The sequence below is a fragment of the Amycolatopsis sp. TRM77291 genome, assembly GCF_054166285.1.
In genome coordinates this window covers 1,684,388-1,705,937 of the sequence record NZ_JBSZHF010000001.1, presented here as the reverse complement: position 1 = coordinate 1,705,937, position 21,550 = coordinate 1,684,388, and the positions used below count along the sequence as shown (strand labels likewise).

The following is a 21,550-nucleotide window of genomic DNA, read 5'->3' as shown; positions in this document are numbered from 1 at the left end:
CGGTCGTGGAGCCGCTCAGGCGGTCAGGTGATATCCGGCTTCTTCGACGGCGGCGCGAACGTCGGCCACCGCGGGTTCACGGGAACCGGTGACGGTCACGGCGCCGGTCGGCAGATCGACCCGGACGTCGGTGACGCCGTCGATCTTGGAGACCTCTTCGGTGACCGAGGTCGCGCAGTGGCCGCAGGTCATCCCGGTGACGGTGTAGGTCGTCTCGCTCATCGTGACTCTCCTCGTGATCCAGGCGGCTCGTGCGCCGCTCATGGAGTTAACGTACATACCCCAGGGGGGTACCGCAAGCACCTGACGGTACCTGGAGGGGGTATGGGGCAGCGACGTGCGTCACATACGGGGTGGGGGTAAAGCCGCACGGGCCGGCATTCCTGGACCGGAGGGTGTCGCGAAAGCCACTTTCGGGACGCCAGATGTCCCGAAAGTGGCTTTCGCGACATGCTTGCCGGGCGGTCAGGGACGCACCGCGGCCGGGCTACCCCAGCCGAAGCTCCCGGCCCGGCAAGGAACGCCGCCGGGCCGTCACCAGGAGCATCGCCAGCGTCCCGATTCCCAGCCACACCGCCAGCTGCACGGCCCCAGACGTCAGGTCGTCGGACCCCGTCAGCAGCGAGCGCAACGCGACCAGCGCACCCGGCGCCCGCGCGCAGGGTCTCGTTTCATCGGGATTTCATGGCTCCGCTTTACGGTTCCGGCACCGGTCCGCGGCCGCGGGCGGAGGTCCACGAGGAGACGTGCATGAGCCCGGCGAGCCGGACCCCGTACAACATGGTGGTGCCCAGGGACGACGCGACGAGTCCCGGGGAACGGGACGGGCTCGCCGGACCGGGCTGGAGCTGGGCGGCGTTCTCCACGCCGTGGGCCGACGGCCGCCCGTCGCCGAAGTACCGCTGGACGTTGTTCGAGACCGCCGCCCACGCCGTCGAAGACCTCCGTCGCTGCCTCGACGACGGCAGCATCGGCAGGCGCGGAGCTCTCTGTGCGTCCGTGCTCCGCAAGCGCGGGGCACCGCGGGAACTGGTGCTGTGCGACGGGGCGGAGTGGGCTTGCGTCGTCCACGAAGTCCGCGCCGGGGTGCACCTGGCCGACGCGGCCGACGCCTACTTCGCGCGCTGGCGGACCAGCATGGCAGGGCACCGCTTCACCATCATCAACGCCGGCGTACCGACTGTCTGGTGAGGTCCAGACCTTCCAGTGCGAGGGTGCGCTGCAGGGGATCACCGTCGGGGCCGATGGTGGTGAGCACCCACTCGAAGTGTTCCCTGGCGGCCACCGGATCGCCCGCGGCGAGATGGGTACGGCCGAGCCGGTTGCGGATTTCGGACTCCATCCCGACGATCGTCTCCTCGGTGACCGCCGTCAGCGCCCGCCGCTGGAGTTCGAACGCCGCGTCGAGGTTCCCCAGTTCCAGTTCCGCGGCGCCCAGGCGGGCGAGAGCGGTCGCGGTCAGCAGGCCGTCCGTGGTCTCCTCGGCGAGTTCGACGGAGCGCCGGAAATCCAGCGCGGCTTCGGCGAAGCTGCCGGTCTCCAGCCGGACGGTGCCGCAGTGGCACAGCACCCTGGCCAGCATCCCCGGACTGCCGATCTCCTCGCTCAGCTCCCGGGCACGGCCGAGGTGGATGAGTGCTTCCTCGTGCTCGCCCCGCAGGTAAGCGAGATAGCCGAGTGCGGACAGCGACCGTTCGGCGAGCCATTGGTCCCCCACCTCCTCGGCCAGGACCATCACCCGCCGCGTGCCGGGAATCGCGAGATCGTGCCTGCCGGCGATCAGGTCCGCCATGGCAAGCCCGCCCAGTGCCCGCGCCTCCACCCCGCGGTCTCCGGATGCCTTGCCCGCCTGGAGCGCCTCGTCGAACCAGCCACGCGCCCGGTCGAGTTGACCTTGCATGGCATAGGCGTAGCCGAGGCAGAACCGCAGCGACGAGACCAGGCGTCCGTCTTCGGCCTGTTCGGCGAGCGGCAGCGCGACCTGCAACGCCGTCCGGCATTCGTGGTACCGCTGCTGGCGCCCGAGATAGTCGACCAGGCCCTCGGCGACCGAGCACGCGAGGTCGTCCAGCCCGGCTTCGGCCGCTTGCGACACCACCTCCGGCAGGTCACCGGCCGCGTCGAGCCAGGCGGAAGCGTCACGCTGCCCGGTGAACGGCCCCCCGGTCTCCAACGGGAATCGCGCCACACCCCATTCGCTCGCCCGGCGAGCGGCACTGAGGTACAAACCGTACACCCGTTTCCGCGCCGCTTCGGCGGCCTCCTCGGGCATCTCCCCGGCGAGCCGCCGGGCGTAGACCGCCACCAGATCGTGCAGCCGGTAGCGGCCGCTCGCGGGCTCCTGCACCAGGCTGGCGTCGACCAGGCTTTCCAGCCGCCGCTCGGCTTCGGCGGGCGAGCAGTCCAGCAGGGCGGCGACCGTCAGCCGGTCGAACTCCGTCGTCGGCGACAGGCCGAGCACGCTGAACGCGTCCTGCTCGGCGGGCCGCAACTGGTCGTAGGACAGGCGCAGCGCCACCTCGACGCTGCGATCCTCGGCCGTCAGTTCGCCGAGCCTGCGCTCGTCGTCCGACATCCGGTCGACCAGGTCCTTGAACGTCCACATCGGACGGTTCTGCAACCGGGCGCCCGCGATCCGCAACGCGAGCGGCAGCCGCCCGCACAGCCCGGCGAGCGCGCGCACGGCGAACCGCTCCCCCTCCGCCCTCGGCGCCCCCACGATGCGGCTGAGCAGTCGCTCGGCGGCTTCGAGACCCAGCGCGCCAAGGGAAACGCGGCGGTCGGCGTCCAAACCGGACAAACGGCGGCGGCTGGTCACCAGCACGCGGCTGCCCGGCCCGGACGGCAGCAGCGGCCGCACCTGGCCCGCGGACTCGGCGTTGTCGAGGACCAGCAGCAGCCGCAGCTGCGCGGTGGCCGCCCGCCATGAAGCGGCCAGTTCGTCGAGATCGTCCGGCATCGCCCCGTCCTCGACACCGACCGCGCGCAGCAACCGCCGCAGCGCTCGCTCCGGCGTCACCGGCTCGCGGCCTTCGGTGTAGCCGTGGAGATCCACGAACAGCGCACCGTCCGGATAGGACTCGCGGATCCGGTGGGCCGCGCGCACCGCGAGCGTGGTCTTCCCCGCTCCGGGAACACCGTCGACGGCGTCGACCGAGACGGACTCCGGATCGCCGTCTTCGACGAGCAGCGCGAGTTCCCGGTCCCTGCCGACGAGTTCGCCGTTGACGGCGGGCAGTTCGTTGCGGATCCGGCGGGACGGCTCCCGGCGCGGCGCGACGCCGAGGAGCGCCTCGTCCCCGCGCAGCACCGCCTCCTGCACCTGCCGCAGCTCCTCGCCCGGCTCGACGCCGAGCTGCTCGATCAGCCGCTCGCGGACGTCGGTGAACACCTCCAGCGCCTCCGCCTGCCGCCCGCCGCCGTAGAGCGCCCGCATCAGCAGCGCGGCCAGCGGCTCGCTCGGCGGATCCGCGGACACCAGCGCCGACAGCTCGCCGATCACCTCGTCGAACCGGCCGAGTTTCAGCTGGGCCCGCAGTTTCCGGCGCAGCAACAGAAGGCGGCGTTCCTCCAGCCGTCGCCGCTCCCCCTGGACGAACGCGCCGGGCAGCCCCGTCAGCGGCTCGCCGTGGAACAGCCGGAGCGCGTCGGCGAAGGTGTCCACCGCGGCCACGAGGTCACCCGACTCCTCGGCGGTGGCCGCGACGGCGGCGACCTCCTCCAGCCGGACCACGTCCAGCCGGACCCCGCCGCTGGCGAACCGGTAGCCGCCGCGATCGGACACGATCACCGAGTCCCGGGGCTTCTGGCCCGAGGTGTCCAGGCATTGCCGCAGCCGCCGGACGTACACCGGCAGCACGTTGGACTCCGGCGGCTTCTCCCAGAGCCCATCGGTGAGTTCGTAGTGGCTGACCGTCACGTCCGGGCGCAGCAGCAGCGCGGCCAGCACGGCCTGCTGCCGGACCGGCCCCAGGTCCAGCCTGGTCTCCCCGTGCCAGGCCCGCAACGGGCCGAGCAGTTCGAAGCGAAGTCGCGAGTCCGGCATGATCCCCCCATCGTTGCGCATCAGCCCGGCACCACGATCCCGTGGTCGAACGCGTATACGATCGCCGCCGCCCGGTCCCGCAGCTGGAGTTTGGTGAAGATCCGGCCGATATGGCTTTTCACGGTCACCTCCGAGATGACGAGGGCCGCGGCGATCTCCGCGTTGGTCAGCCCGCGGCCGATCGCCCTGAGCACGTCCTGCTCCCTCGGGGTCAGCAGTTCCGGCGAGCGTCCGCCACTGCCGTTCCCGGCGGCCTGCCGGTACGCGGCGAGCACCCGCCCGGTGACGCCGGGGTCGAGCCACGCGTCACCCGCGGCGACCGCCCGCACGGCCCGGATCAGATCCTCGGCCGGTGAATCCTTGAGTACGTACCCGGCCGCGCCCGCGCGCAGCGCGTCGGCCAGGAGGTTGTCGTCATCGAAGGTGGTCAGCGCGAGCACCGGCGGATGCCCGCCGGACCGCCGCAGCCGCCGGGTCGCCTCGACTCCACCGACGTTCTTCATCCGCAGGTCCATCACGATGACGTCGACCTCGTGCGCGGCCAACGCCGACGGCACGTCCGCACCGTCGCCGCATTCGCCCGCGATGACGAACCCGTCGCGGCGCCGCAGGATGCGCCGCAGCCCGGACCGGACCAGCTCCTGGTCGTCGACCAGCAGCACCTGGATCTCGGCGGCGGTCACGGTTTGACCCCCGGCACGGTGACCTGCACGATCCACTGCCTGCCGCTGGGCCCGGCGCTGAGATCGGCGCCGAGCTGGGCGGCGCGGACGGCCATCCCCGCCAGTCCCGAACCGTCCTCCGCGGCACGCCGGACGGTCGCGGGGAGGGTGTTGCTGACGACGAGTTCCAACCCCGAACGGCCGGCGTTCAGCCGGACCTCCGCGGTCGCGCCGGGGGCGTGCTTGACGACGTTGACAAGTGATTCCTGCACGATCCGGTAGAGGCCCAATCCTTCCGAGGCGCCTACCCGGCCGAGGTCGCCTTCCTGTGTATAGCGCACCGCCAGCCCGGCGCTGCGAGTGCGTTCCACCAGCGTGGCGATGTCCTCCACCCCCGGCAGCGGGGCGCTGCCCGACGGGGAGTCGGCGAGCAGGCCGACCGTGCGGCGGATGTCGGCCATCGCCGCCCGTCCCACCTGCTCGGCTTCGGTGAGCGCTTCGATCGCCTCGTCGACGTCGCGGTCCTGCTGCAGCGCGTGCCGGGCGCCGGTCAGGTGCAGCAGCGTGATGCTGAGCGAATGGCCGACGACGTCGTGCACCTCACGCGCGATGCGCTGCCGTTCGGCGAGCAGCGCCTTGTCGCGGGAGGCGTCCCGGTTGCCGCGTTCGGCGTCCAGCACCCTGGTGTACCAGCGGACCATGAGCCCGCCGCTGAGGCCGAGCAGGATCGCGACCATGTACACCGGCCCGCCGATCAGCCCGCCCCAGATCCCCGCCACGACCAGTACGGCCTCGCTCGCGGCCGTGACGAGGGCGATCGCCCAGGTCGTCCGCAGGACACTGCCCGCTTCGGTGGCCGCGACCAGCAGCAGCAACGGCGCGAAATCCGGCAGCACGGGCTCGAGGAGCAGCACCGAGGCGGCGATGATCAGCGCCGTCATCCGCACCCACGGCATGATCCAGTGGGTGATCGCCCAGATCACCGAAGGCGCGATCACGATCAGACCGGCGAGCGCGATCGGCTCGGGCGGTAGCAGCGCGTCCCGCTGCACCAACGCGACTGCCGTGAACACGAAGCTCACCGCGCTCGCGCACAACGCCCCCCACCACGGCAGGGTCAGCCCGGCCCGGGTGAGACTCGCCTGCACCCGTGCCCGGAACCGGTCCCGCAAGATCCTCAGCACGGCATCAGCCTAGGAAGTCCCGGTGAGCGCGTCATCGTGCGGCGGGCGGCACCCGTCTCCGCCCACGGTAGGAGGCCGGGCGAGCACGGCGGGATGAAATCCGGATGAAACCCGGGCCGGTCATTCCTGGCTGAGCGCCACCCAGTTCAGTTTCTCCTGTTCTCGTTTCGGCAGGCCCGCGACGACGAGGTCGTAGGAGTCCTCGATCATCTCCCGCACGAATTCGTCGGTCAGCGAGCCGTCCAGCTCGACGGTGTTCCAATGTCGTTTGTTCAGGTGGTATCCCGGGATGATCGCCGGATGCTCGGCGCGCAGCCGGACCGCCAGGTCGGGCTCGCATTTGAGGCTGATCCGCAGCGGCTTCGCCTTGAGCGGGCCGAGCGCGAAGACCTTGCCCGCGACCTTGAACACGCTGTTGTGCTCCCCGAACGGGAACTCCTCGCGGGCGCCGGGAAGCCGAGGCAGATCTTCCGGAGAGCAGCAGGCTTCATGGCGTTCAGGCTAACGGCCCCCACCGACAGAAACCTGTCCTGTCCGGGCCGTTGACCGGCTGTCGGTGATTCATTGACGATGAGTGGAGCCGACTGGGTGGAGGCGAACCGGCATGCGCGTGAAGTATCTCGCCGTAGCGGGAATCCTGGTGCTGGGCCTGGCGCCGGGCGCCGCGACGGCGCAAGTGGAGAACACGGCCACCAGCGGCTGGGTGGGCACCTGGGCGGCGGCGCCCGCGGCCGGGGTGGCCGGGACCGAAAACGGCTACCCGGACTTCTCGATCCGCAACATCGTGCACACCAGCGCCGGTGGGCACGAGGTCCGCGTACGGCTGTCCAACGCCTTCGGGCGCGCTCCGGTGCTGTTCGGCAGGGTGACCGTCGCGGTCGCCGCCGGCCCTGACACGCCGCAGGCCGTACCCGGCACGATGCGCACGCTGACCTTCGGCGGGGATCGCGAGGTCACCGTGCCGCCGGGCGCAGACGTCGTCAGCGACGGCGCGGCGCTGACCGTGCCGAGGGACGGCGACCTCCTGGTGACCACGTACACCCCGGAGCCGTCGGGCCCGGTCACCTACCACCCGCTCGCGATGCAGAACTCGTACTTCACCCGGAACGGCGACAAGGCGGCCGACGAGTCGGCGGCCGCGTTCCCGGAGAAGACCGCGGTCTGGCACTACGTGTCCGGAGTGGACGTCCGCGGCACCGGATTGCGCGGCAGCGTCGTGGTGATCGGCGACTCGATCACCGACGGGGCGAATTCGACCTGGGGCGCCAACCTGCGCTGGCCCGATCAGCTCGCCGACAAGATCAGCGCGCGCCTCGGCGTGCTCAACGCCGGGATCAGCGGGAACCGGCTGCTGCTCGACGGCGGCAACTACGGGGTCAACGCGCTGGCCAGGCTCGACCGGGACGTCCTGAACCAGTCCGGCGTGCGGACGGCGATCGTGTTCGAGGGCATCAACGACATCCAGCAGACCCCGCACCAGGCCGATCCGAACAAGATCATCTCGGCGCTGAAGCAGATCGCGACGAGGGCGCACGACCGTGGGCTGCGGGTGCTGGGAGCGACGATCACCCCGTGGAAGGGCTGGGGTTCGTACACGCCGCAGCTCGAAGAGACCCGGCAGGCGGTGAACCGGTTCATCCGGACCAGCAGGCTCTTCGACGGCTACATCGACTTCGACGCGGTGATCCGCGATCCCGCCGACCCGCAGCGGATGAAACCCGAATACGACTCCGGCGATCACCTCCATCCCGGCGACAAGGGCTTCACCGCCATGGCGGACGCCGTCCCGCTGCACCGCCTCCGGCACGAATAAGGGCTGCGCCAAGCGGTTCCGTGGGGCACGATGAACCGATGGCGAGCGACAGCGGTATCCGGGAGACGGCGAGGCTGGTCCGGTTCGCCGAACACGAAGCGCGCGCCGAAACGCTCCGCGCACAGCTCGCGGATCTCCACGGCACGATCCGGCTGGCGAAACGGACGTCGAACCTGTTCCGGGCGCGGACGGCGACCACCACCCCGGGGCTGGACGTCTCGGGATTCACGCATGTCCTCGACGTCGATCCCCTGGCGCGCACGGCCGACGTCGAAGGCATGGTCACCTACGAGCAGCTGGTGGACGCGACCCTGCCCCACGGCCTGATGCCGCTGGTCGTACCCCAGCTCAAGACGATCACGCTCGGTGGCGCGGTCACCGGCCTCGGCATCGAGTCGTCCTCGTTCCGCAACGGGCTCGTGCACGAGTCGGTGCTGGAGATGGAGCTGCTCACCGGCGACGGCAGGATCGTCGTCGCACGGCCCGACAACGAGCACAGCGACCTGTTCCACGGCTTCCCGAACTCGTACGGGACGCTCGGCTACGCGCTGCGGCTGAAGATCGAACTGGAGCCGGTCAAACCGTACGTGCGGCTCGAGCACGTCCGCTACGACGACTCCGAGGAGTACTTCGCGGCGCTGGGTGAAGCCTGCCGTGACGGTTCGGCGGATTTCGTGGACGGCACGGTCTTCGGGCCGGGCGAGCAGTACCTGACCCTGGGCACGTTCACCGCCTCGGCGCCCGCGACCAGCGATTACACCTGGCTCGACATCTACTACAAGTCGATCCGCTCCCGCGAGACCGACCATCTGAGCGTCCGGGACTACCTGTGGCGCTGGGACACGGACTGGTTCTGGTGCTCGCGGGCGTTCGGCGTGCAGCACCGGCTCCCCCGGCTGCTGCTGAGCAGGCGGCTGCTGCGGTCGTCGGTCTACTGGAAGGTCGTGGCGCTCGACCGCCGGTTCGGGATCGCCGCGAAACTGCTCAAGCTGCGCGGGCTCCCCCCGGAAGAGACCATCGTCCAGGACATCGAAGTACCGCTCTCGCGGGCCGCGGAGTTCCTGGACTTCTTCCGCCGCGAGATCCCGATCAGCCCGGTCTGGATCTGCCCGCTGAAGCAGCGGCCGGGCGGCGTGAACTCGCCGCTGTACGAACTGGACCCCGAAACGCTGTACGTCAACTTCGGGTTCTGGTCCGCGGTCCCGCTGGACCCCGGCGAGGAGCCGGATACGCACAATCGGCTGATCGAGGCCGAAGTGACCCGGCTCGGCGGGCGGAAGTCGCTGTATTCCGACAGTTTCTATACCGAGGACGAGTTCTGGCAGCTGTACAACGGCGACGCCTACCGGAAATTGAAGACGGCCTACGACCCCGACGGCCGACTGCTCGACCTGTACGCGAAATGCGTGCGGCGGCGGTGACCCGGGCCGGAAGAAGAGAGACGACCATGGCTGAGACGACGACCGTCGGCGAGATCTTCGAGCGGTTGCTCGGCCCGAGCACCGAAGTGTCCATCACCGCCTACGACGGCAGCACGAGCGGGCCCGCGGACGCACCCGTGTCGATCGAAGTGCGGTCGCCACTGGCGTTGACGTACCTGATGTCGTCGCCAGGCGACCTCGGTCTCGCGCGGGCCTACGTAGCCGGCGCGCTCGACGTCGACGGCGACCTCTACACGGCGTTGCGCGCGCTCGTTTCCCAGGTCGATCAGCTCAGCGCCGCCGACCGGTTGTGGCTGCTGCGCAAACTCGGCCCCACGCATCTGCGCCGCGTCGCCCCACCCGCCGAAGAACTGCCGAGCCGGGCCAAGCGCGTCTTCGACGGGTTGCGGCACTCGAAAGCGCGAGACAGCAACGCGATCTCCAATCACTACGACGTCTCGAACCGGTTCTACGAACTGGTGCTCGGACCGTCGATGGCCTACACCTGCGCCGCGTATCCGTCCGCCGACGCCTCGCTGGAAGAGGCACAGGCGCACAAATTCGACCTGGTGTGCCGGAAACTCGGCCTCCGGCCGGGGATGCGGCTGCTGGACGTCGGCTGCGGCTGGGGCGGGATGGTCGAGCACGCCGTCGCGAACTACGGCGTCGAGGCGCTGGGCGTCACCCTTTCGCGCGAGCAGGCGCAATGGGCGCAGAAGGACATCGTGACCAAGGGGCTCGCGGACAAGGCCGAAGTACGGCATCTCGACTACCGCGACGTCACCGAAACGGGTTTCGACGCGGTGTCCTCGATCGGGCTCACCGAGCATATCGGCGCCCGCAATCTGCCGTCGTACTTCCGTTTCCTCGCCGGGAAACTGAAGCCGCACGGGCGGTTGCTGAACCACTGCATCACCAATCCGGACACTTCCGTCGCGCACCGGTCGCGCGGGTTCATCGACCGGTACGTCTTCCCCGACGGCGAACTGGAGGCGGTCGGGGAGATCACCACCGCGATGCACGACAGCGGGCTCGAAGTGCGGCATTCGGAGAACCTCCGCGAGCACTACGCCACCACCCTCGGCGCGTGGTGCGCCAACCTCGACGCGAACTGGGACGCGGCCGTCGCCGAAGCGGGCGCCGGGCGGAGCCGCGTCTGGGCGCTGTACATGGCCGCGTGCCGCCTCGCCTTCGAGCGGCGGGAGATCGAACTGCACCAGGTGCTCGGGGTGAAGGTCGGTCCGGACGGTGACTCGGGCATGCCGCTGCGGCCGGACTGGGGCGTTTAGCCGGCTCAATGCCGGAAGGCCTCGGCGAGCCACCACGAGCCGCCGTCGTCGGCGATCTTGGCGTCGACGACGAGCGGCGCGTCCCTTGGTCCGTCCAGCCATTCCTTGACGGCGGCGAGATCGTCGACCGAACGCACGGTGATCCCGGCGCAGCCGAAACCGCGGCCGATCGCCGCGATATCGGTGTCGGGGAACCGGACCGTGGTCATGTCCGCGTCGCCGAAATGGTGGATCTCGGCGCCGTACGCGGCGTCGTTGTAGACGATGATGACGAGCGGGATACCCAGTCGCACGGCGGTTTCGAGTTCGGAGACGGCCATGTGGAAGCCGCCGTCACCGACTCCGAGCACCGGTAGCCTGTCCGGCCGGGCCAGCGCCGCGCCGATCGCCGTTCCGAGACCGAGCCCGATACTTTGGAACGCCTGGGTGAAGCAGAAGCCGTTCTCGTCGGGAACGGACAGGTACGCGCTCGGATAGCCCATGAAGTTGCCGGAGTCGACCGAGACGACGCGTTCGGCCGGCAGCATCTCGTCGAGACGGCGGCTGAGTGTGCGCGGATCGATCCTCCCGTCGCCGGATAGGTCGTTATACGGCACGTCGTTCCATCGGGTGCCGGTTCGTTGCCTCTGAGCGCGGTGGCCACGCCTGTCGAGTTCGGCGCGAACGTCCACGGCCGTGCTGGTGACGTCGCCGACGACGCCAAGGTCGATCGGCCGGTGCGCGCCGAGCGCGGCCTGGTCGACGTCGACCTGGACCAGCCTCGCGTCCGGGCCGAGCAGCGTGCCGTGCCGCGTGGTCCACATGTTCAGCGCGCAGCCCCAGCCGATCACGAGGTCGGCGTCCTTGATGAGATCCGCCGCCGGTGGCGACGAAAAGCCGCCCGCGATCCCGATCGAGAAGGGATCGTCGTGGAAGAGGCCGTGGGCCACCGCCGAAGTCGCCAGCAGCGCGCCGGACACTTCCGCGAGTGCCTTGAGGGACGTGGCACTCGCCCGCGCACCGCGACCGGCGATGAACACCGGCCGCCGCGCTTCGACGAGGAGGCCGGCCAGCTTCGCCACCGCCTCGGCGTCCGGCCGGATCGGTGCCGGACCGGGGACCTTCGGGATTCGGGCCGCCTCGGGCGCTTCCTGGGCTTGGACGTCGAGCGGCAGGTTGAGCGCGACGGTGCGGCGTTGCTGCACCGCCGTCCGGTAGGCGCGGACGGTGTCGGCGACCGCGGTACGCGCGCCGTGCACGCGTTCCGGAACGGCGCCGACGGCGGCCGCGAGCGCGTCCTGGTCCACCCGGAAGTTCGACAGCACGGACGACGCCGCGGTGTCACCGGCCAGGACGATCATCGGTGTCCGGCTCTTGGCGGCCTCGGTGATCCCGGTGAGCGCGTTGGTCAGCCCGCAGCCCTGATGGACACTCAGCACCGACACGCGGCCGCTCATCCGCGCGTACGCGTCGGCCATACTCGCCGCGCCGCCCTCGTGCCGCGCGGCGACGAACCGCACCCCGCCGGAGCGCAATCCGTTGGTGGCCTCGAAATTGCCGCTGCCCACCACCCCGAACGCCGCGCCCACCCCGAGCTCCGCCAGCGTGCGGCCGACCAGCTCCGCGACGTTCATGCCCGTTCGACCAGCGCGTACACCCTGGCGGGGCTGCCGGAACCGCCGACGATCGGCAACGGGCTGACGACCAGCAGCGATCCGGTGGGCGGCAGGCTCGCCAGGTTCCGCAACTGGGTCAGGCCGTGCTTTCCCGCGCCCAGGAGGAGTTCGTGGCAAGGGAAGGCAGGCTCGAGTGCCAGCGCCTGCCCCGCGTCGGTGCCCACGGTCTCCACCCCGAACCCGGTGATCGGCGCCTCCTCCGCCAGCCAGCGGGCACACTCCGCCGAGACACCCGGCGAATGCGGACCGTTCTCGTCGTTGTTGAGGAAGGCATCCTGATCATGCGAACGGGCGTCCCAGCCCGTGCGGTAGAGCAGCCAGCCACCGTCGGGCAGCGGCCCGTTCACGCGCTCCCACTCACGGATGTCTTCTCTGGAAAGCAGGAAGTCCGGGTCTTCGGCCGCGCGGGCCGTCGCGTCGAGCACCACGGCCGGGGCGACCAGCGTGCGCAGCGGCACCCCGGAGACGTCGTGACCGTCCTTTCCCGACACCCAGTGCACGGGAACGTCGAGGTGGGTCCCGGTGTGCTCGCCGGTGTGGATGTTGTTCCAGTACCAGCGCGGCCCGCGTTCGTCGTAGCGGCTGATCTCCTCCAGGCCGAACGGGATCGTGTTCGCGAACGGCTCCGGCAATTGGAGGATCGGGGTGCTCGCGCTCAGCGGGGCGGTGAGGTCGACGACCTCGATCGTGCCCGTGGTGATCGCGGTGTTCAGCTGGGCCAACAACGACATGCGTGCCTCCCGGGTGACTGCGGCGTCTTCGGTCACTTTAAGCGGATTCAGGGTTTGATGGCTGCCGGGGACGTCGCCGATATGCTGAGGAGGAGATCGATGGTCCAGGTGGCACTGCGGCCGGTCGAGGATCGTGACCTCGACCCCCTGTTCGAGCTGATGCGTGACCCCGAGTCGGTCCGGATGGCCGCGTTCATCGCCAGGGACCCCGACGATCGCGAAGCCTTCGACCTGCACATGACGAGGTTGAGGAATGCGCCGGATCTCATCCTGCGCGCGGTGACGGGTGACGGGCGATTCCTCGGTACCATCGGCAGGTTCTTCGTGGACGGTGACGCCGAAATCACCTACTGGATCGACCGTTCGGTTTGGGGCCGGGGAATCGCCAGCCGAGCACTCGCGCTCTTTTTGGACATGGTCGAGGTTCGGCCTTTGTACGCGCGCGCCGCCAGCGACAATCTCGGGTCGCTTCGGGTCCTGCAGAAGGCGGGCTTCAGTGTCATCGGCACCGAGACGGCCTACGCGTCCGCCAGGGGTGCCGATATCGAAGAAACCGTTCTGCGCCTTGATATTGGGTCACTGTCCGACGCATGATCTCGCGCTTCCAGTCTTGCGTTTCCGTTTCTTCTCAACAAGATCTAGTTGTCCCGCCTCGACCATCGCCAATATCCGAAACCGTTTCTGGAGCACTTTTCATATTCGCACACCTGTTCGATTGCTGGTATTCTTGCGGGGTGTCCAGTCAACGCATCCTCGAACCGCCACAGGATTTGTGGCGTGCCGGTGCGCGCGAGCTCGCGCACGGTGTGGTCGAGCGGTTGTCGGTGGCACGGCAGGCTTTGGCGGAGGTCGGGCAGTACCTGGTCGAGATCGAATCGCGCGGCCCGATGGAACTCTTCGGGCACGGATCGACGGCGGGCTGGTTCGCCGAAACCGCCCGCATCAGCCCCAAAGAAGCCGGCGACACCGTGACGCGAGCGCTGGCGGTAAACGAGAGCCGGAACCTCGACGGCTCCCCCGCTCCGGCGTTCGCGCCGATCGCCGGAGCCGCGGCCGCGGAGGGCGATCTCGGGCATCAGCAACTCGACCCGATCCTCGCCGTGCTGAAGAAAATCCCCGCCGAGGTGTCGGCCGAGGACCGGTCCGGAGCGGAACAGATCCTGGTCAACCTGGCCCGCCACGCCGGGCCCCAGGAGATCACCAACGTCGGCGCCGAACTGCTGGCGCACCTGGATCCCGACGGCAATGAACCGAAGGACGAGGACCTGAAACCACCCTCACGCGAGGTCCATCTCCGCAAGCGCGACGACGGCTGGTGGCGATTGAACGGCCTGCTGGACCCCGAATTCGGGGCCCGGGTCAACGCCCTGTTCGACACCTGGGGACAACGAAGACCCATCGACCAGGACGGCAACCGCGACCCCCGCACGCCGGGCGAGCGCAATGGCGACGCGTTGTTCGACGCCATCCACTACGCGATGACCAACGAGAAGGCGCCTACGTTGTCCGGGGACCGGACCACCATCGTCGTCACCATCCCCTTGGAAACCCTGACCTCCGGACTCGGAGCGGCCTGCGTAGACGGAGTCACCCAGATCACCGCACGGCATGCGCGGATGCTGGCCTGCGACGCGAGAATCATTCCCGCGGTCCTCGGCTCCGAGAGCGAACCACTCGACATCGGCCGCGCCACCCGGTCCGTCAGTCCCGCCCAACGCCGCGCGCTGAACCTCCGCGACCACGGCTGCGCCTTCCCCGGCTGCCATCGACGCCCCAAACACTGCGAAGCCCACCACATACTGCCGTGGGGCCAACTCGGCGACACCGACCTGAACAACCTCTGCCTACTCTGCCGCTACCACCACATGGTCATCCACGGACAATCCGGCTGGAAAGTCCAAATCACCAACGGCCGACCCGAATTCATCCCACCCCAATACCTCGACCCATTACAAACACCACGCCACAACCACCGCTGAAACCGAAGAACCCGCCGCACACCACCGGCGACGGGCCCTTCGGCATGCCCGGAGAACGACACCAACCACGCGAGAGACATCAAGTGATCGCTGTCCGTTTTCACTCCCAGGCCCCCGCACACTCCGCGTGCCTCGCTCAGTTGAACCACGTACCGAACATCGAACTCTGCAGACAGATGTAGTCGGTGACGGCCCGACCGCGTCAAGCGTTGGAGAACTCTTGGCCGTGCCGTCATGTGCGTTGTCGCGATAGATGAACCCGGAACCGGACAGGAATCTTCGGGCTGAGCGAGCCGATGATCCTCTTCTGAACTTCCTGCTGTATCGCCGGCGGCCTGTCGATCACCGACAACTCATCGATGATCGTGTCCGCTCATCCCGGACACGGAAGTCGTAACGTTCACCGCAACCCGGCTCAGTCCACCATCACCAGATCCAGCCCCCGCAGCCGTTCCCGATCCGCGATGACGTCGATCTCGCTGATCTTCCCGTCCACGAAGGCGAACGCGAGCACCACCGAAGGCCGTCCCTCGTCGGCCATCACGAGGCCGATGCCGCCGTTCACCAGCGCGAGCTGAGTGACCGCCGCCCGCACCGAAGCGGCGGCCGCACCACGAGCCACCACATTGGCGCCCCGCAGGAAGATCGGCTCGCGCGAGGGGCCTGCCGCCTTGTCTGCGCGGAGGACGACGTCGGGGTGCAGGAGTTCGAGGAGCGCCGCGAAGTCGCCGCCGCGGGCCGCGGTCAGGTAGGCGTCGACGACTTGGCGTCGTCGGGCGACGTCCGGTTCCGTCGCGACGGGACGGCCCTGGACGCGGCGCCGGGCGCGGCTCGCGAGTTGCCGGGCGGCGGCCGGGGTGCGGTCGATCAGCGGGGCGATCTCGTCGAACGGCACCGTGAACATGTCGTGCAGGACGAACGCGAGCCGTTCGGCCGGCGTGAGTGTGTCCAGGACGACCATCATCGCCAGCCCGACCGAGTCGGCGAGCACCGCGTCGACGGCGGGATCGGCGGAGGCGTCGATCGGTTCGGCGAGCCGGTCGTCGAGCGGTTCTTCCCGCCGGTGATCGCGCGAGCGCAGCACGTTCAGGCACACCCGCGCCACCACCGTGGTCAGCCAGCCGCCGAGATTCTCGATCTCCGCCGCGTCGGTGCGGTGGAGCCGCAGCCACGTCTCCTGGACGGCGTCTTCGGCCTCACTGACCGAACCCAGCATCCGGTACGCCACCGCCCGCAGCCTGGTCCGGTGTTCCTCGAAACGTTCAGTCAGCCGATTCACGGCTCATATCTAACAACCACCGAGGTCGTCGGCGAACCGCACACCCGAGGACCGGTACGACGCGGCCCGTTCCGCGGCGGCCTGCGGCGTCAGGACCTCGTTCTTCGCGTAGTAGACCCAGTCGACCTGTTCGAGGTAGGTGCTCGTGCCGCCGCTGTGCCGTGTGAGGTCGATGAACCACTGATTCACGTTGAGGGACATGTTCTGCCGCGGGTACACGTCGAACGGGCCGCTCCGGTCGTGGTCGGCCACCAGCGCGCCGTCGATGTAGTACCGCACATGGCCGCCGGACACGGTCGCGACGACGGAATGCCAGCCGTCGATGCTGCGGCGCTGGCTGTCGCTCTTGTTTTCGGCGTACCACGGATCCGGCGTGTAGGTGTGCCAGCTGGTCTGGAAGTTCACCGGCCCCGCCTCGCCCCAGCCGCCGTTGGGCAGGTACTCCGAGAAGTCCAGCTCGCTGTAGATCGGGTCGTTGTCGTAGCGGAGCGGGCTGATGGTGAAGAACGTCTGGTTGATCCGGTCGCCGTCCGGGCCCGACACCGGTGCGTCGGAGAAGCGGATCCGCGCCGCGTAGGTCCCCTCGAAGAACCGCCGGTCGGGTTGCATGATCTCGGTCTGTGTCGTGCCCGCGGGCGTGCCGTCAGTCGTCGACGCGAGTTGCAGCACCTTGTCCCCGTCGGACGTCGGGAACGTGATGCCCTCCGGAGCCCAGCGCGCCCCGCCGACACCGGGGCCGCCGGCGCCGGAGCGCACCTGCCAGCCGTGCTGGGCGAGGAGCCCGTCGGTGTGGGAGCCGTAGTGGAAATCGTCGAACAGTGCCCCGCAAGCGGCCGCCCCGGCCGCGGCACCCGGCGCCACCGCCAGCGCGGCGACCGACAACGCGGCGACGGCGGCGGCTCGGAACTTCCCTGTGTTCGACATCGTCGTCTCCTTTACCACTGGTCAGTTTCTTCCACGGTCACCCGGTGAAGTGGTAAAGTCAATAGGTCTAGACAACTTGTCCACCAGCCAATTCACGCTGACCACTGGGTAGGCTGTGGTCATGCGGCGAACAGAGGTCAAGGACCGGCTACGCCAGCTCATCGAGCGGCGGCAGCCGGGCGAGGTCCTGCCGTCGGAGCGCGCGCTGAGCAGTGAAATCGGCGTCTCGCGCCCCACTCTGCGGGCCGCGATCGACGAGCTGGAGCGCGACGGTCTCGTGGTCCGCGAGCACGGCCGCGGCACCTTCACCGCGCCGCGCAAGATCTCCCAGGACCTCGTTCCCGCCACCGGCGGCGAGCAGTTCGCCCCGCCCGCCGAGGGGCACTGGACCAGCCGGGTGATCGAGTTCGCCACCACCCCGGCGGGCGCCCGGCTCGGCAAGCGGCTGGAAGTCTCCCCCGGCCACACGCTGGTGGCCGTCACCCGCGTTCGCGTGGTCGAAGACGCGCCGATGGCGATCGAACGGATCATGGTCCCCCGGGACCTCGTGCCGGACATCACGGCCGCGGGCTTCGAGTCCGGTTCGTTCTACGAACTGCTCCGTTCACGGTACGAGGTCGTTCCCGCGACGGCCGTGCAGATCATCGAGCCGACGGTCACCGACGCCGACGAATCCGGGCTGCTCGGCGTCCCGCAGCACTCCCCCGCGCTGCTGTTCGAGCGCACCACGCGCGACGCGGGCGGCCGGGTGATCGAGTACACCCGCTCCATCTACCGGGGCGACCGCTACCGGATCACCTCGCATCTGAAGTTCGACCACACCTCAGGCTGACTCCGGCGCGCCGGGACCGTCCATCCGGGAGTCCGTGCGAGACTCCCGGGCGATGTACACCCCGTCCGATCTCGCCGACCTGCTCGAATGCGAGCACCGCAGCCTCCTGAACCAGGCGCTGGCCGCCGGCCTCCCGGGGGCGCCGCGGCCGGGCTCCGGGCCGGATCAGCTGGCGGTCACGCACGGGCGCGCGCACGAGGCCGCGACGCTGGACAAGCTGCGCGGTGAACGGAGCACCGTCGTCGAGATCGACGAACGCGACCCGGTCGTCGCCGCGAAGGCCACCGAAGAAGCGCTACGGGCCGGTGCGCCGGTGATCTACCAGGCCGTCTTCCATGACGGTGAGTTCTCCGGCCGCGCCGACTTCCTGATGCGGGACGACGAAGGCCGCTACGAGGTCTACGACACGAAGCTGGCCAGGCACGCGAAGCCCGCCGCGGTCGTCCAGCTGACCGCGTACGCCGACGCGCTGCGCCGGGCCGGCTGGCCCGCCGGTCCGCGGATGCATCTGCTGCTGGGCGATCACAGCACGCGTTCGTTCCGCGTCGACGACTTCCTCCCGCTGGTGGACCGGCTCCGCGCCCGGCTGCGGGACCGGCCGCCGACGCTGCCGGTCCCGCTGTGGGCCGATGAGCGGCCCGCGTGCGGTGGCTGCTCGTACGCCGCGCACTGCGCGAGCGCCCGCGAGGCCGATCGCGATCTTTCGCTGGTCGCGGGGATGCGCGGCGACCAGCGGCGCAAACTCGTCGCCGCGGGCCTCGGCACCATCGACGCGCTCGCGGCCGCCGCACCCGAAGACCGGCCGCGCGACATCTCGGCGACGTCGTTCACCACGCTGCGCGCCCAGGCCGCGATCCAGGTCCGGCAGGACGCCACCGGGCAGATCGCCTACGAGGTCATCGATCCGGACGCGCTGGCCGAACTTCCGCCGCCCGCCCCGGGCGACGTCTTCTTCGACATGGAAGGTGACCCGTACGCCTTGGCGGGTGAAGGGCTCGAATACCTCTTCGGCGCCGTGACCGCCGAAGAGGGCACGAAGTTCACGCCGTTCTGGGCGCATAACCGGTCGCAGGAGAAACGGGCCTTCGAGGAGTTCGTCGACTTCGCCACCGCGAGGCTCGCCGAGCATCCCGGCTCGCACGTCTACCACTACGCCCCGTACGAGGTCACCGCGATCAAGCGGCTCGCCGCCGTGCACGGGACCCGCGAGGACGCCGTCGACCATCTGCTGCGCAGCGGCGGCCTGGTGGACCTGTATTCCGTGGTGCGCAAGGCACTCCGGGTCTCGCAGCGGTCGTATTCGATCAAGTACCTCGAACCGCTCTACATGCCCGAAGCCCGTGACGGCGACGTCAAGACGGCGGTTTCGAGCATCGAGGCCTACGAGGAGTACCTGACGCTCACGGCTTCCGGCGAGACCGAACACGCGGACGAGGTGCTGCGCGGGATCAGCGACTACAACGAATACGACTGCGTCTCCACGCTGCGGCTTTTCGAATTCCTCCACAAAGTCCGTGTGGAGGAAGGGATCGCGCTCGCCGAGCCGCCCGAAGAGTCCGATGTGGACGCTCTGCTCCGCCAGACCGAAGAGGACGTCGCCGCCCAGAAACGCGCCGAACGCGCCGCGCAGCTCGCCGCGCTGGTCGATCCGCTGCTGGACGGGCTTCCCGACGATCCGGCCGAGTTCACCGGCGAGGATCGCGCCCGCGCGCTGCTGGCCGCGTCCGTCGGCTACCACCGCCGCGAGACGAATCCGGCGTGGTGGGAGTACTTCCGCCAGCTGGCCGCCCCGCTGGGCGATCTGGAGACCGACAATGCCTGCACCGTCCCGATCTCGTTGGAGGCCGGGGAATGGGTGCCGCCGTCCGGGCGGGTCCGCAAGGCGAAACGCTCGCTCGTGCTCCGCTGCGACCCGGACCGGCCACATCCCTTCGCCCCGGGCGACGACGTCCGCCTGCGATACGGAGCGGCCGCGCGGGACGCGAAGGTCGTCTCGGCCACCGCCGTCGAGCTGACCCTAGAAGAGAGCTGCCCGCCCGACGAGACCACCGCCGACCGGCCGGTCGCGGTGCTGCCCGGGAGCCCGGTCCGTCCCTCCCCGAAGGACGACGCGGTCGCGGATCTCGCCCGCCTCGTCGTCGACGGGTTGCCGGCCCTGCCCGCCCATCCCGGCGTCGATCTGCTCCGGCGTGCGTCACCGCGGCTGCGCGACGACCGGGACCTGCCCGAACCCGGGACGGACCTGGTGAGCACGGTGATCGAGGCCGTCGAGGCGCTCGACGGCTCCACGCTCGCCGTCCAGGGCCCGCCCGGCGCGGGCAAGACCTACCTGGCAGGCAGGCTGATCGCGAAACTCGTGCGCGCGGGCAAGACCATCGCCGTCACCTCGACCAGCCACAAGGCCGTGGAGAACGTGCTGTCCGCCGCGCTCAAGAACGCGCCGGATCTGCCGTGCGCCAAACGCGCCAAGCGGACCCCGGATCCGGCGGCGCCGTGGGAGCAGCCGAAGACCAATCCCGCGCTGGTGAAATGGCGCGAGGAGCACGACACGGGCCATCTGGTCGGCGGGACGGCCTGGACGTTCGCGAACGCCGCGATCCGGGAAGAGCCTTTCGACCTGCTGATCATCGACGAGGCGGGCCAGTTCGCCCTCGCCGACGCGCTCGCGGTGTCGATGTGCGCCAAGAATCTCCTGCTGCTGGGCGATCCGCAGCAGTTGCCGCAGGTCGTGCAGGGGACGCATCCCGCGGGCGCCGAAGCCTCCGCGCTGGGGCATCTGATCGGCGAGGCGGACATCATCCCGGCCGAGCTCGGGTACTTCCTCGACGAGACCCGCCGCATGCATCCGGCCGTCTGCGCGCCGGTGTCGCGGCTGTCCTACGCGGGCCGCCTGCACTCGCATCCCTCGGCCGCCGAGCGGGCGATCGACGGGGTCGAGGCGGGCCTGTACCTCGCCGAGGTCGACCACCACGGCAACACGACGCGGTCGGTCGAGGAGGCCGACGCGGTCACCGCCCTCGTCGCCGAACTCCACGGCCGCGCCTGGACCGATCACGGCGAGCCCCGGCCGCTCGGCGACGAGGACATCCTGGTCGTGGCGCCGTACAACCTGCAGGCCAGGGTCGTGGCCCGCGCGCTGGACGAGGCCGGGCACCCCGGTGTCCGGGTGGGCACCGTGGACCGGTTCCAGGGGCAGGAGGCGCCGGTGGTGATCACCACGATGACCTCGTCCTCGGCGGTCGATCTGCCGCGTGGCCTGGACTTCCTGCTCTCCCGCAACCGGCTCAACGTGGCGCTCTCGCGGGCGCAGGCGCTCGCGATCGTGGTCTGCTCGCCGCGGCTGGTCGAAGCCGACATCCGCACGGTCGACCAGATGCGGCTGGTTTCGGGCATGCTCGGGTTGATGACCGAAGCCGTGCCGTGGCACGCAGGACGGAGTGGACGATGACCGAGAACAAACCGGACAAGGAAATCCTCGACGCCGAGATCGTCGAGGAGAGCCCGACCGCGCCCGTCGAGGTCCCGGAGCCGGATTACAGCGAGGGCGGCGTGCCCTCGTTCGACCACGTGCGGGACCGCATCGAGCAGCGCTACACGACGTCGCTGGGCTCGACCGAGCTCGCCGGGCTCGGTGGCAAGGAAGACGTCGCCTCGCTGGACAAGAAGATCGCCGACCGGGACAAGGCCGCCAAGGACAAGCTGGCCGAGATCCGCCGCGCGATGCGGGAGCAGTGAG

General features: G+C 69.8%; 18 protein-coding genes and 1 pseudogene. 9 read left to right on the top strand and 10 right to left on the bottom strand.

Annotated features, from left to right (window positions below; translation table 11 throughout):
- Positions 1-15 precede the first annotated feature (15 nt).
- Positions 16-222, bottom strand: coding sequence for a heavy-metal-associated domain-containing protein (locus tag ACXIZN_RS08125; protein WP_192741762.1), 207 nt, complete (start codon positions 220-222; stop codon positions 16-18).
- A gap of 265 nt (positions 223-487) precedes the next feature.
- Entirely contained in the window at positions 488-631 is a 144-nt protein-coding gene (locus ACXIZN_RS08120; protein WP_457953334.1) for a hypothetical protein, read from the bottom strand.
- Positions 632-750: 119 nt separating this feature from the next.
- On the opposite strand from ACXIZN_RS08120, the gene ACXIZN_RS08115 reads away from it, so the two are divergent.
- Positions 751-1,191, top strand: coding sequence for a hypothetical protein (locus ACXIZN_RS08115; RefSeq protein ID WP_457953333.1), 441 nt, complete (start codon positions 751-753; stop codon positions 1,189-1,191).
- Here the strand turns inward: ACXIZN_RS08115 and ACXIZN_RS08110 are convergent.
- The 4 genes and pseudogenes from ACXIZN_RS08110 to ACXIZN_RS08095 all read right to left on the bottom strand — a co-directional run bounded on the left by ACXIZN_RS08110 (position 1,163) and on the right by ACXIZN_RS08095 (position 6,382).
- Positions 1,163-4,066: a BTAD domain-containing putative transcriptional regulator gene (locus ACXIZN_RS08110; protein WP_457953332.1), complete on the bottom strand. Its 2,904-nt coding sequence runs from the start codon at positions 4,064-4,066 to the stop codon at positions 1,163-1,165. The two genes, ACXIZN_RS08115 and ACXIZN_RS08110, sit on opposite strands and share 29 nt — an antisense overlap.
- Positions 4,066-4,728, bottom strand: a complete 663-nt coding sequence (locus ACXIZN_RS08105) for a response regulator (protein WP_457953331.1) — start codon at positions 4,726-4,728, stop codon at positions 4,066-4,068. The genes ACXIZN_RS08110 and ACXIZN_RS08105 overlap by 1 nt, the downstream gene beginning before the upstream one ends.
- Entirely contained in the window at positions 4,725-5,891 is a 1,167-nt protein-coding gene (locus tag ACXIZN_RS08100) for a sensor histidine kinase (protein WP_457953330.1), read from the bottom strand. The genes ACXIZN_RS08105 and ACXIZN_RS08100 overlap by 4 nt, the downstream gene beginning before the upstream one ends.
- A 120-nt stretch (positions 5,892-6,011) precedes the next feature.
- Positions 6,012-6,382, bottom strand: a pseudogene (locus tag ACXIZN_RS08095) (MmcQ/YjbR family DNA-binding protein).
- A 113-nt stretch (positions 6,383-6,495) separates the two neighbouring features.
- Between ACXIZN_RS08095 and ACXIZN_RS08090 the strand changes: the two are divergent.
- Genes ACXIZN_RS08090 through ACXIZN_RS08080 form a run of 3 tightly spaced genes read left to right on the top strand, consistent with a single transcriptional unit; the run spans position 6,496 to position 10,414 of the window.
- Positions 6,496-7,704: an SGNH/GDSL hydrolase family protein gene (locus ACXIZN_RS08090; RefSeq protein ID WP_457953329.1), complete on the top strand. Its 1,209-nt coding sequence runs from the start codon at positions 6,496-6,498 to the stop codon at positions 7,702-7,704.
- 38 nt (positions 7,705-7,742) lie between these two features.
- On the top strand, positions 7,743-9,125 hold the full coding sequence (locus tag ACXIZN_RS08085) for an FAD-binding oxidoreductase (RefSeq protein ID WP_457953328.1): 1,383 nt from the start codon (positions 7,743-7,745) through the stop codon (positions 9,123-9,125).
- A gap of 26 nt (positions 9,126-9,151) precedes the next feature.
- Positions 9,152-10,414, top strand: coding sequence for a class I SAM-dependent methyltransferase (locus tag ACXIZN_RS08080; protein WP_457953327.1), 1,263 nt, complete (start codon positions 9,152-9,154; stop codon positions 10,412-10,414).
- 5 nt (positions 10,415-10,419) lie between these two features.
- Here ACXIZN_RS08080 and ACXIZN_RS08075 read toward each other — a convergent pair whose 3' ends face one another.
- Together ACXIZN_RS08075 and ACXIZN_RS08070 are read right to left on the bottom strand one after the other, a co-directional pair.
- Positions 10,420-12,027 (bottom strand): thiamine pyrophosphate-binding protein, encoded by a 1,608-nt coding sequence (locus ACXIZN_RS08075; protein WP_457953326.1) that lies wholly within the window; start codon positions 12,025-12,027, stop codon positions 10,420-10,422.
- Complete coding sequence (locus ACXIZN_RS08070; protein WP_457953325.1) at positions 12,024-12,800, bottom strand: cyclase family protein; 777 nt, start codon at positions 12,798-12,800, stop codon at positions 12,024-12,026. Before ACXIZN_RS08070 ends, ACXIZN_RS08075 begins: the two co-directional genes overlap by 4 nt.
- Positions 12,801-12,857: 57 nt before the next feature.
- On the opposite strand from ACXIZN_RS08070, the gene ACXIZN_RS08065 reads away from it, so the two are divergent.
- Together ACXIZN_RS08065 and ACXIZN_RS08060 are read left to right on the top strand one after the other, a co-directional pair.
- Positions 12,858-13,394 carry a GNAT family N-acetyltransferase gene (locus ACXIZN_RS08065; protein ID WP_457953324.1) on the top strand — a complete coding sequence of 179 codons (537 nt, stop codon included), beginning with the start codon at positions 12,858-12,860 and terminating at the stop codon, positions 13,392-13,394.
- Positions 13,395-13,534: 140 nt separating this feature from the next.
- Positions 13,535-14,779 carry a DUF222 domain-containing protein gene (locus ACXIZN_RS08060; RefSeq protein ID WP_457960478.1) on the top strand — a complete coding sequence of 415 codons (1,245 nt, stop codon included), beginning with the start codon at positions 13,535-13,537 and terminating at the stop codon, positions 14,777-14,779.
- A 415-nt stretch (positions 14,780-15,194) separates the two neighbouring features.
- Here the strand turns inward: ACXIZN_RS08060 and ACXIZN_RS08055 are convergent, their stop codons facing one another.
- Complete coding sequence (locus ACXIZN_RS08055; RefSeq protein WP_457953323.1) at positions 15,195-16,058, bottom strand: sigma-70 family RNA polymerase sigma factor; 864 nt, start codon at positions 16,056-16,058, stop codon at positions 15,195-15,197.
- Between the two features lie 9 nt (positions 16,059-16,067).
- Complete coding sequence (locus ACXIZN_RS08050; RefSeq protein ID WP_457953322.1) at positions 16,068-16,982, bottom strand: glycoside hydrolase family 16 protein; 915 nt, start codon at positions 16,980-16,982, stop codon at positions 16,068-16,070.
- Between the two features lie 121 nt (positions 16,983-17,103).
- Here ACXIZN_RS08050 and ACXIZN_RS08045 point away from each other — a divergent pair, with 121 nt between their 5' ends.
- From ACXIZN_RS08045 to ACXIZN_RS08035, 3 genes are read left to right on the top strand one after another with little or no spacing between them, the layout of a single operon-like run.
- Positions 17,104-17,814 carry a GntR family transcriptional regulator gene (locus tag ACXIZN_RS08045; RefSeq protein ID WP_457953321.1) on the top strand — a complete coding sequence of 237 codons (711 nt, stop codon included), beginning with the start codon at positions 17,104-17,106 and terminating at the stop codon, positions 17,812-17,814.
- 52 nt (positions 17,815-17,866) lie between these two features.
- Positions 17,867-21,262, top strand: a complete 3,396-nt coding sequence (locus ACXIZN_RS08040) for a TM0106 family RecB-like putative nuclease (protein WP_457953320.1) — start codon at positions 17,867-17,869, stop codon at positions 21,260-21,262.
- Positions 21,259-21,549 carry a hypothetical protein gene (locus ACXIZN_RS08035; protein WP_457953319.1) on the top strand — a complete coding sequence of 97 codons (291 nt, stop codon included), beginning with the start codon at positions 21,259-21,261 and terminating at the stop codon, positions 21,547-21,549. Before ACXIZN_RS08040 ends, ACXIZN_RS08035 begins: the two co-directional genes overlap by 4 nt.
- Position 21,550 lies beyond the last annotated feature (1 nt).

What these genes read in the sequence shown, in the direction of transcription:
- ACXIZN_RS08070 (WP_457953325.1), bottom strand. Translation starts at nt 12,800, where the DNA reads ATGTCGTTGTTGGCCCAGCTGAACACCGCGATCACCACGGGCACGATC.
- ACXIZN_RS08045 (WP_457953321.1), top strand. Translation starts at nt 17,104, where the DNA reads ATGCGGCGAACAGAGGTCAAGGACCGGCTACGCCAGCTCATCGAGCGG.
- ACXIZN_RS08085 (WP_457953328.1), top strand. Translation starts at nt 7,743, where the DNA reads ATGGCGAGCGACAGCGGTATCCGGGAGACGGCGAGGCTGGTCCGGTTC.
- ACXIZN_RS08065 (WP_457953324.1), top strand. Translation starts at nt 12,858, where the DNA reads ATGGCTGCCGGGGACGTCGCCGATATGCTGAGGAGGAGATCGATGGTC.
- ACXIZN_RS08035 (WP_457953319.1), top strand. Translation starts at nt 21,259, where the DNA reads ATGACCGAGAACAAACCGGACAAGGAAATCCTCGACGCCGAGATCGTC.
- ACXIZN_RS08115 (WP_457953333.1), top strand. Translation starts at nt 751, where the DNA reads ATGAGCCCGGCGAGCCGGACCCCGTACAACATGGTGGTGCCCAGGGAC.
- ACXIZN_RS08050 (WP_457953322.1), bottom strand. Translation starts at nt 16,982, where the DNA reads ATGTCGAACACAGGGAAGTTCCGAGCCGCCGCCGTCGCCGCGTTGTCG.
- ACXIZN_RS08075 (WP_457953326.1), bottom strand. Translation starts at nt 12,027, where the DNA reads ATGAACGTCGCGGAGCTGGTCGGCCGCACGCTGGCGGAGCTCGGGGTG.
- ACXIZN_RS08040 (WP_457953320.1), top strand. Translation starts at nt 17,867, where the DNA reads ATGTACACCCCGTCCGATCTCGCCGACCTGCTCGAATGCGAGCACCGC.
- ACXIZN_RS08080 (WP_457953327.1), top strand. Translation starts at nt 9,152, where the DNA reads ATGGCTGAGACGACGACCGTCGGCGAGATCTTCGAGCGGTTGCTCGGC.
- ACXIZN_RS08090 (WP_457953329.1), top strand. Translation starts at nt 6,496, where the DNA reads ATGCGCGTGAAGTATCTCGCCGTAGCGGGAATCCTGGTGCTGGGCCTG.
- ACXIZN_RS08110 (WP_457953332.1), bottom strand. Translation starts at nt 4,066, where the DNA reads ATGCGCAACGATGGGGGGATCATGCCGGACTCGCGACTTCGCTTCGAA.
- ACXIZN_RS08125 (WP_192741762.1), bottom strand. Translation starts at nt 222, where the DNA reads ATGAGCGAGACGACCTACACCGTCACCGGGATGACCTGCGGCCACTGC.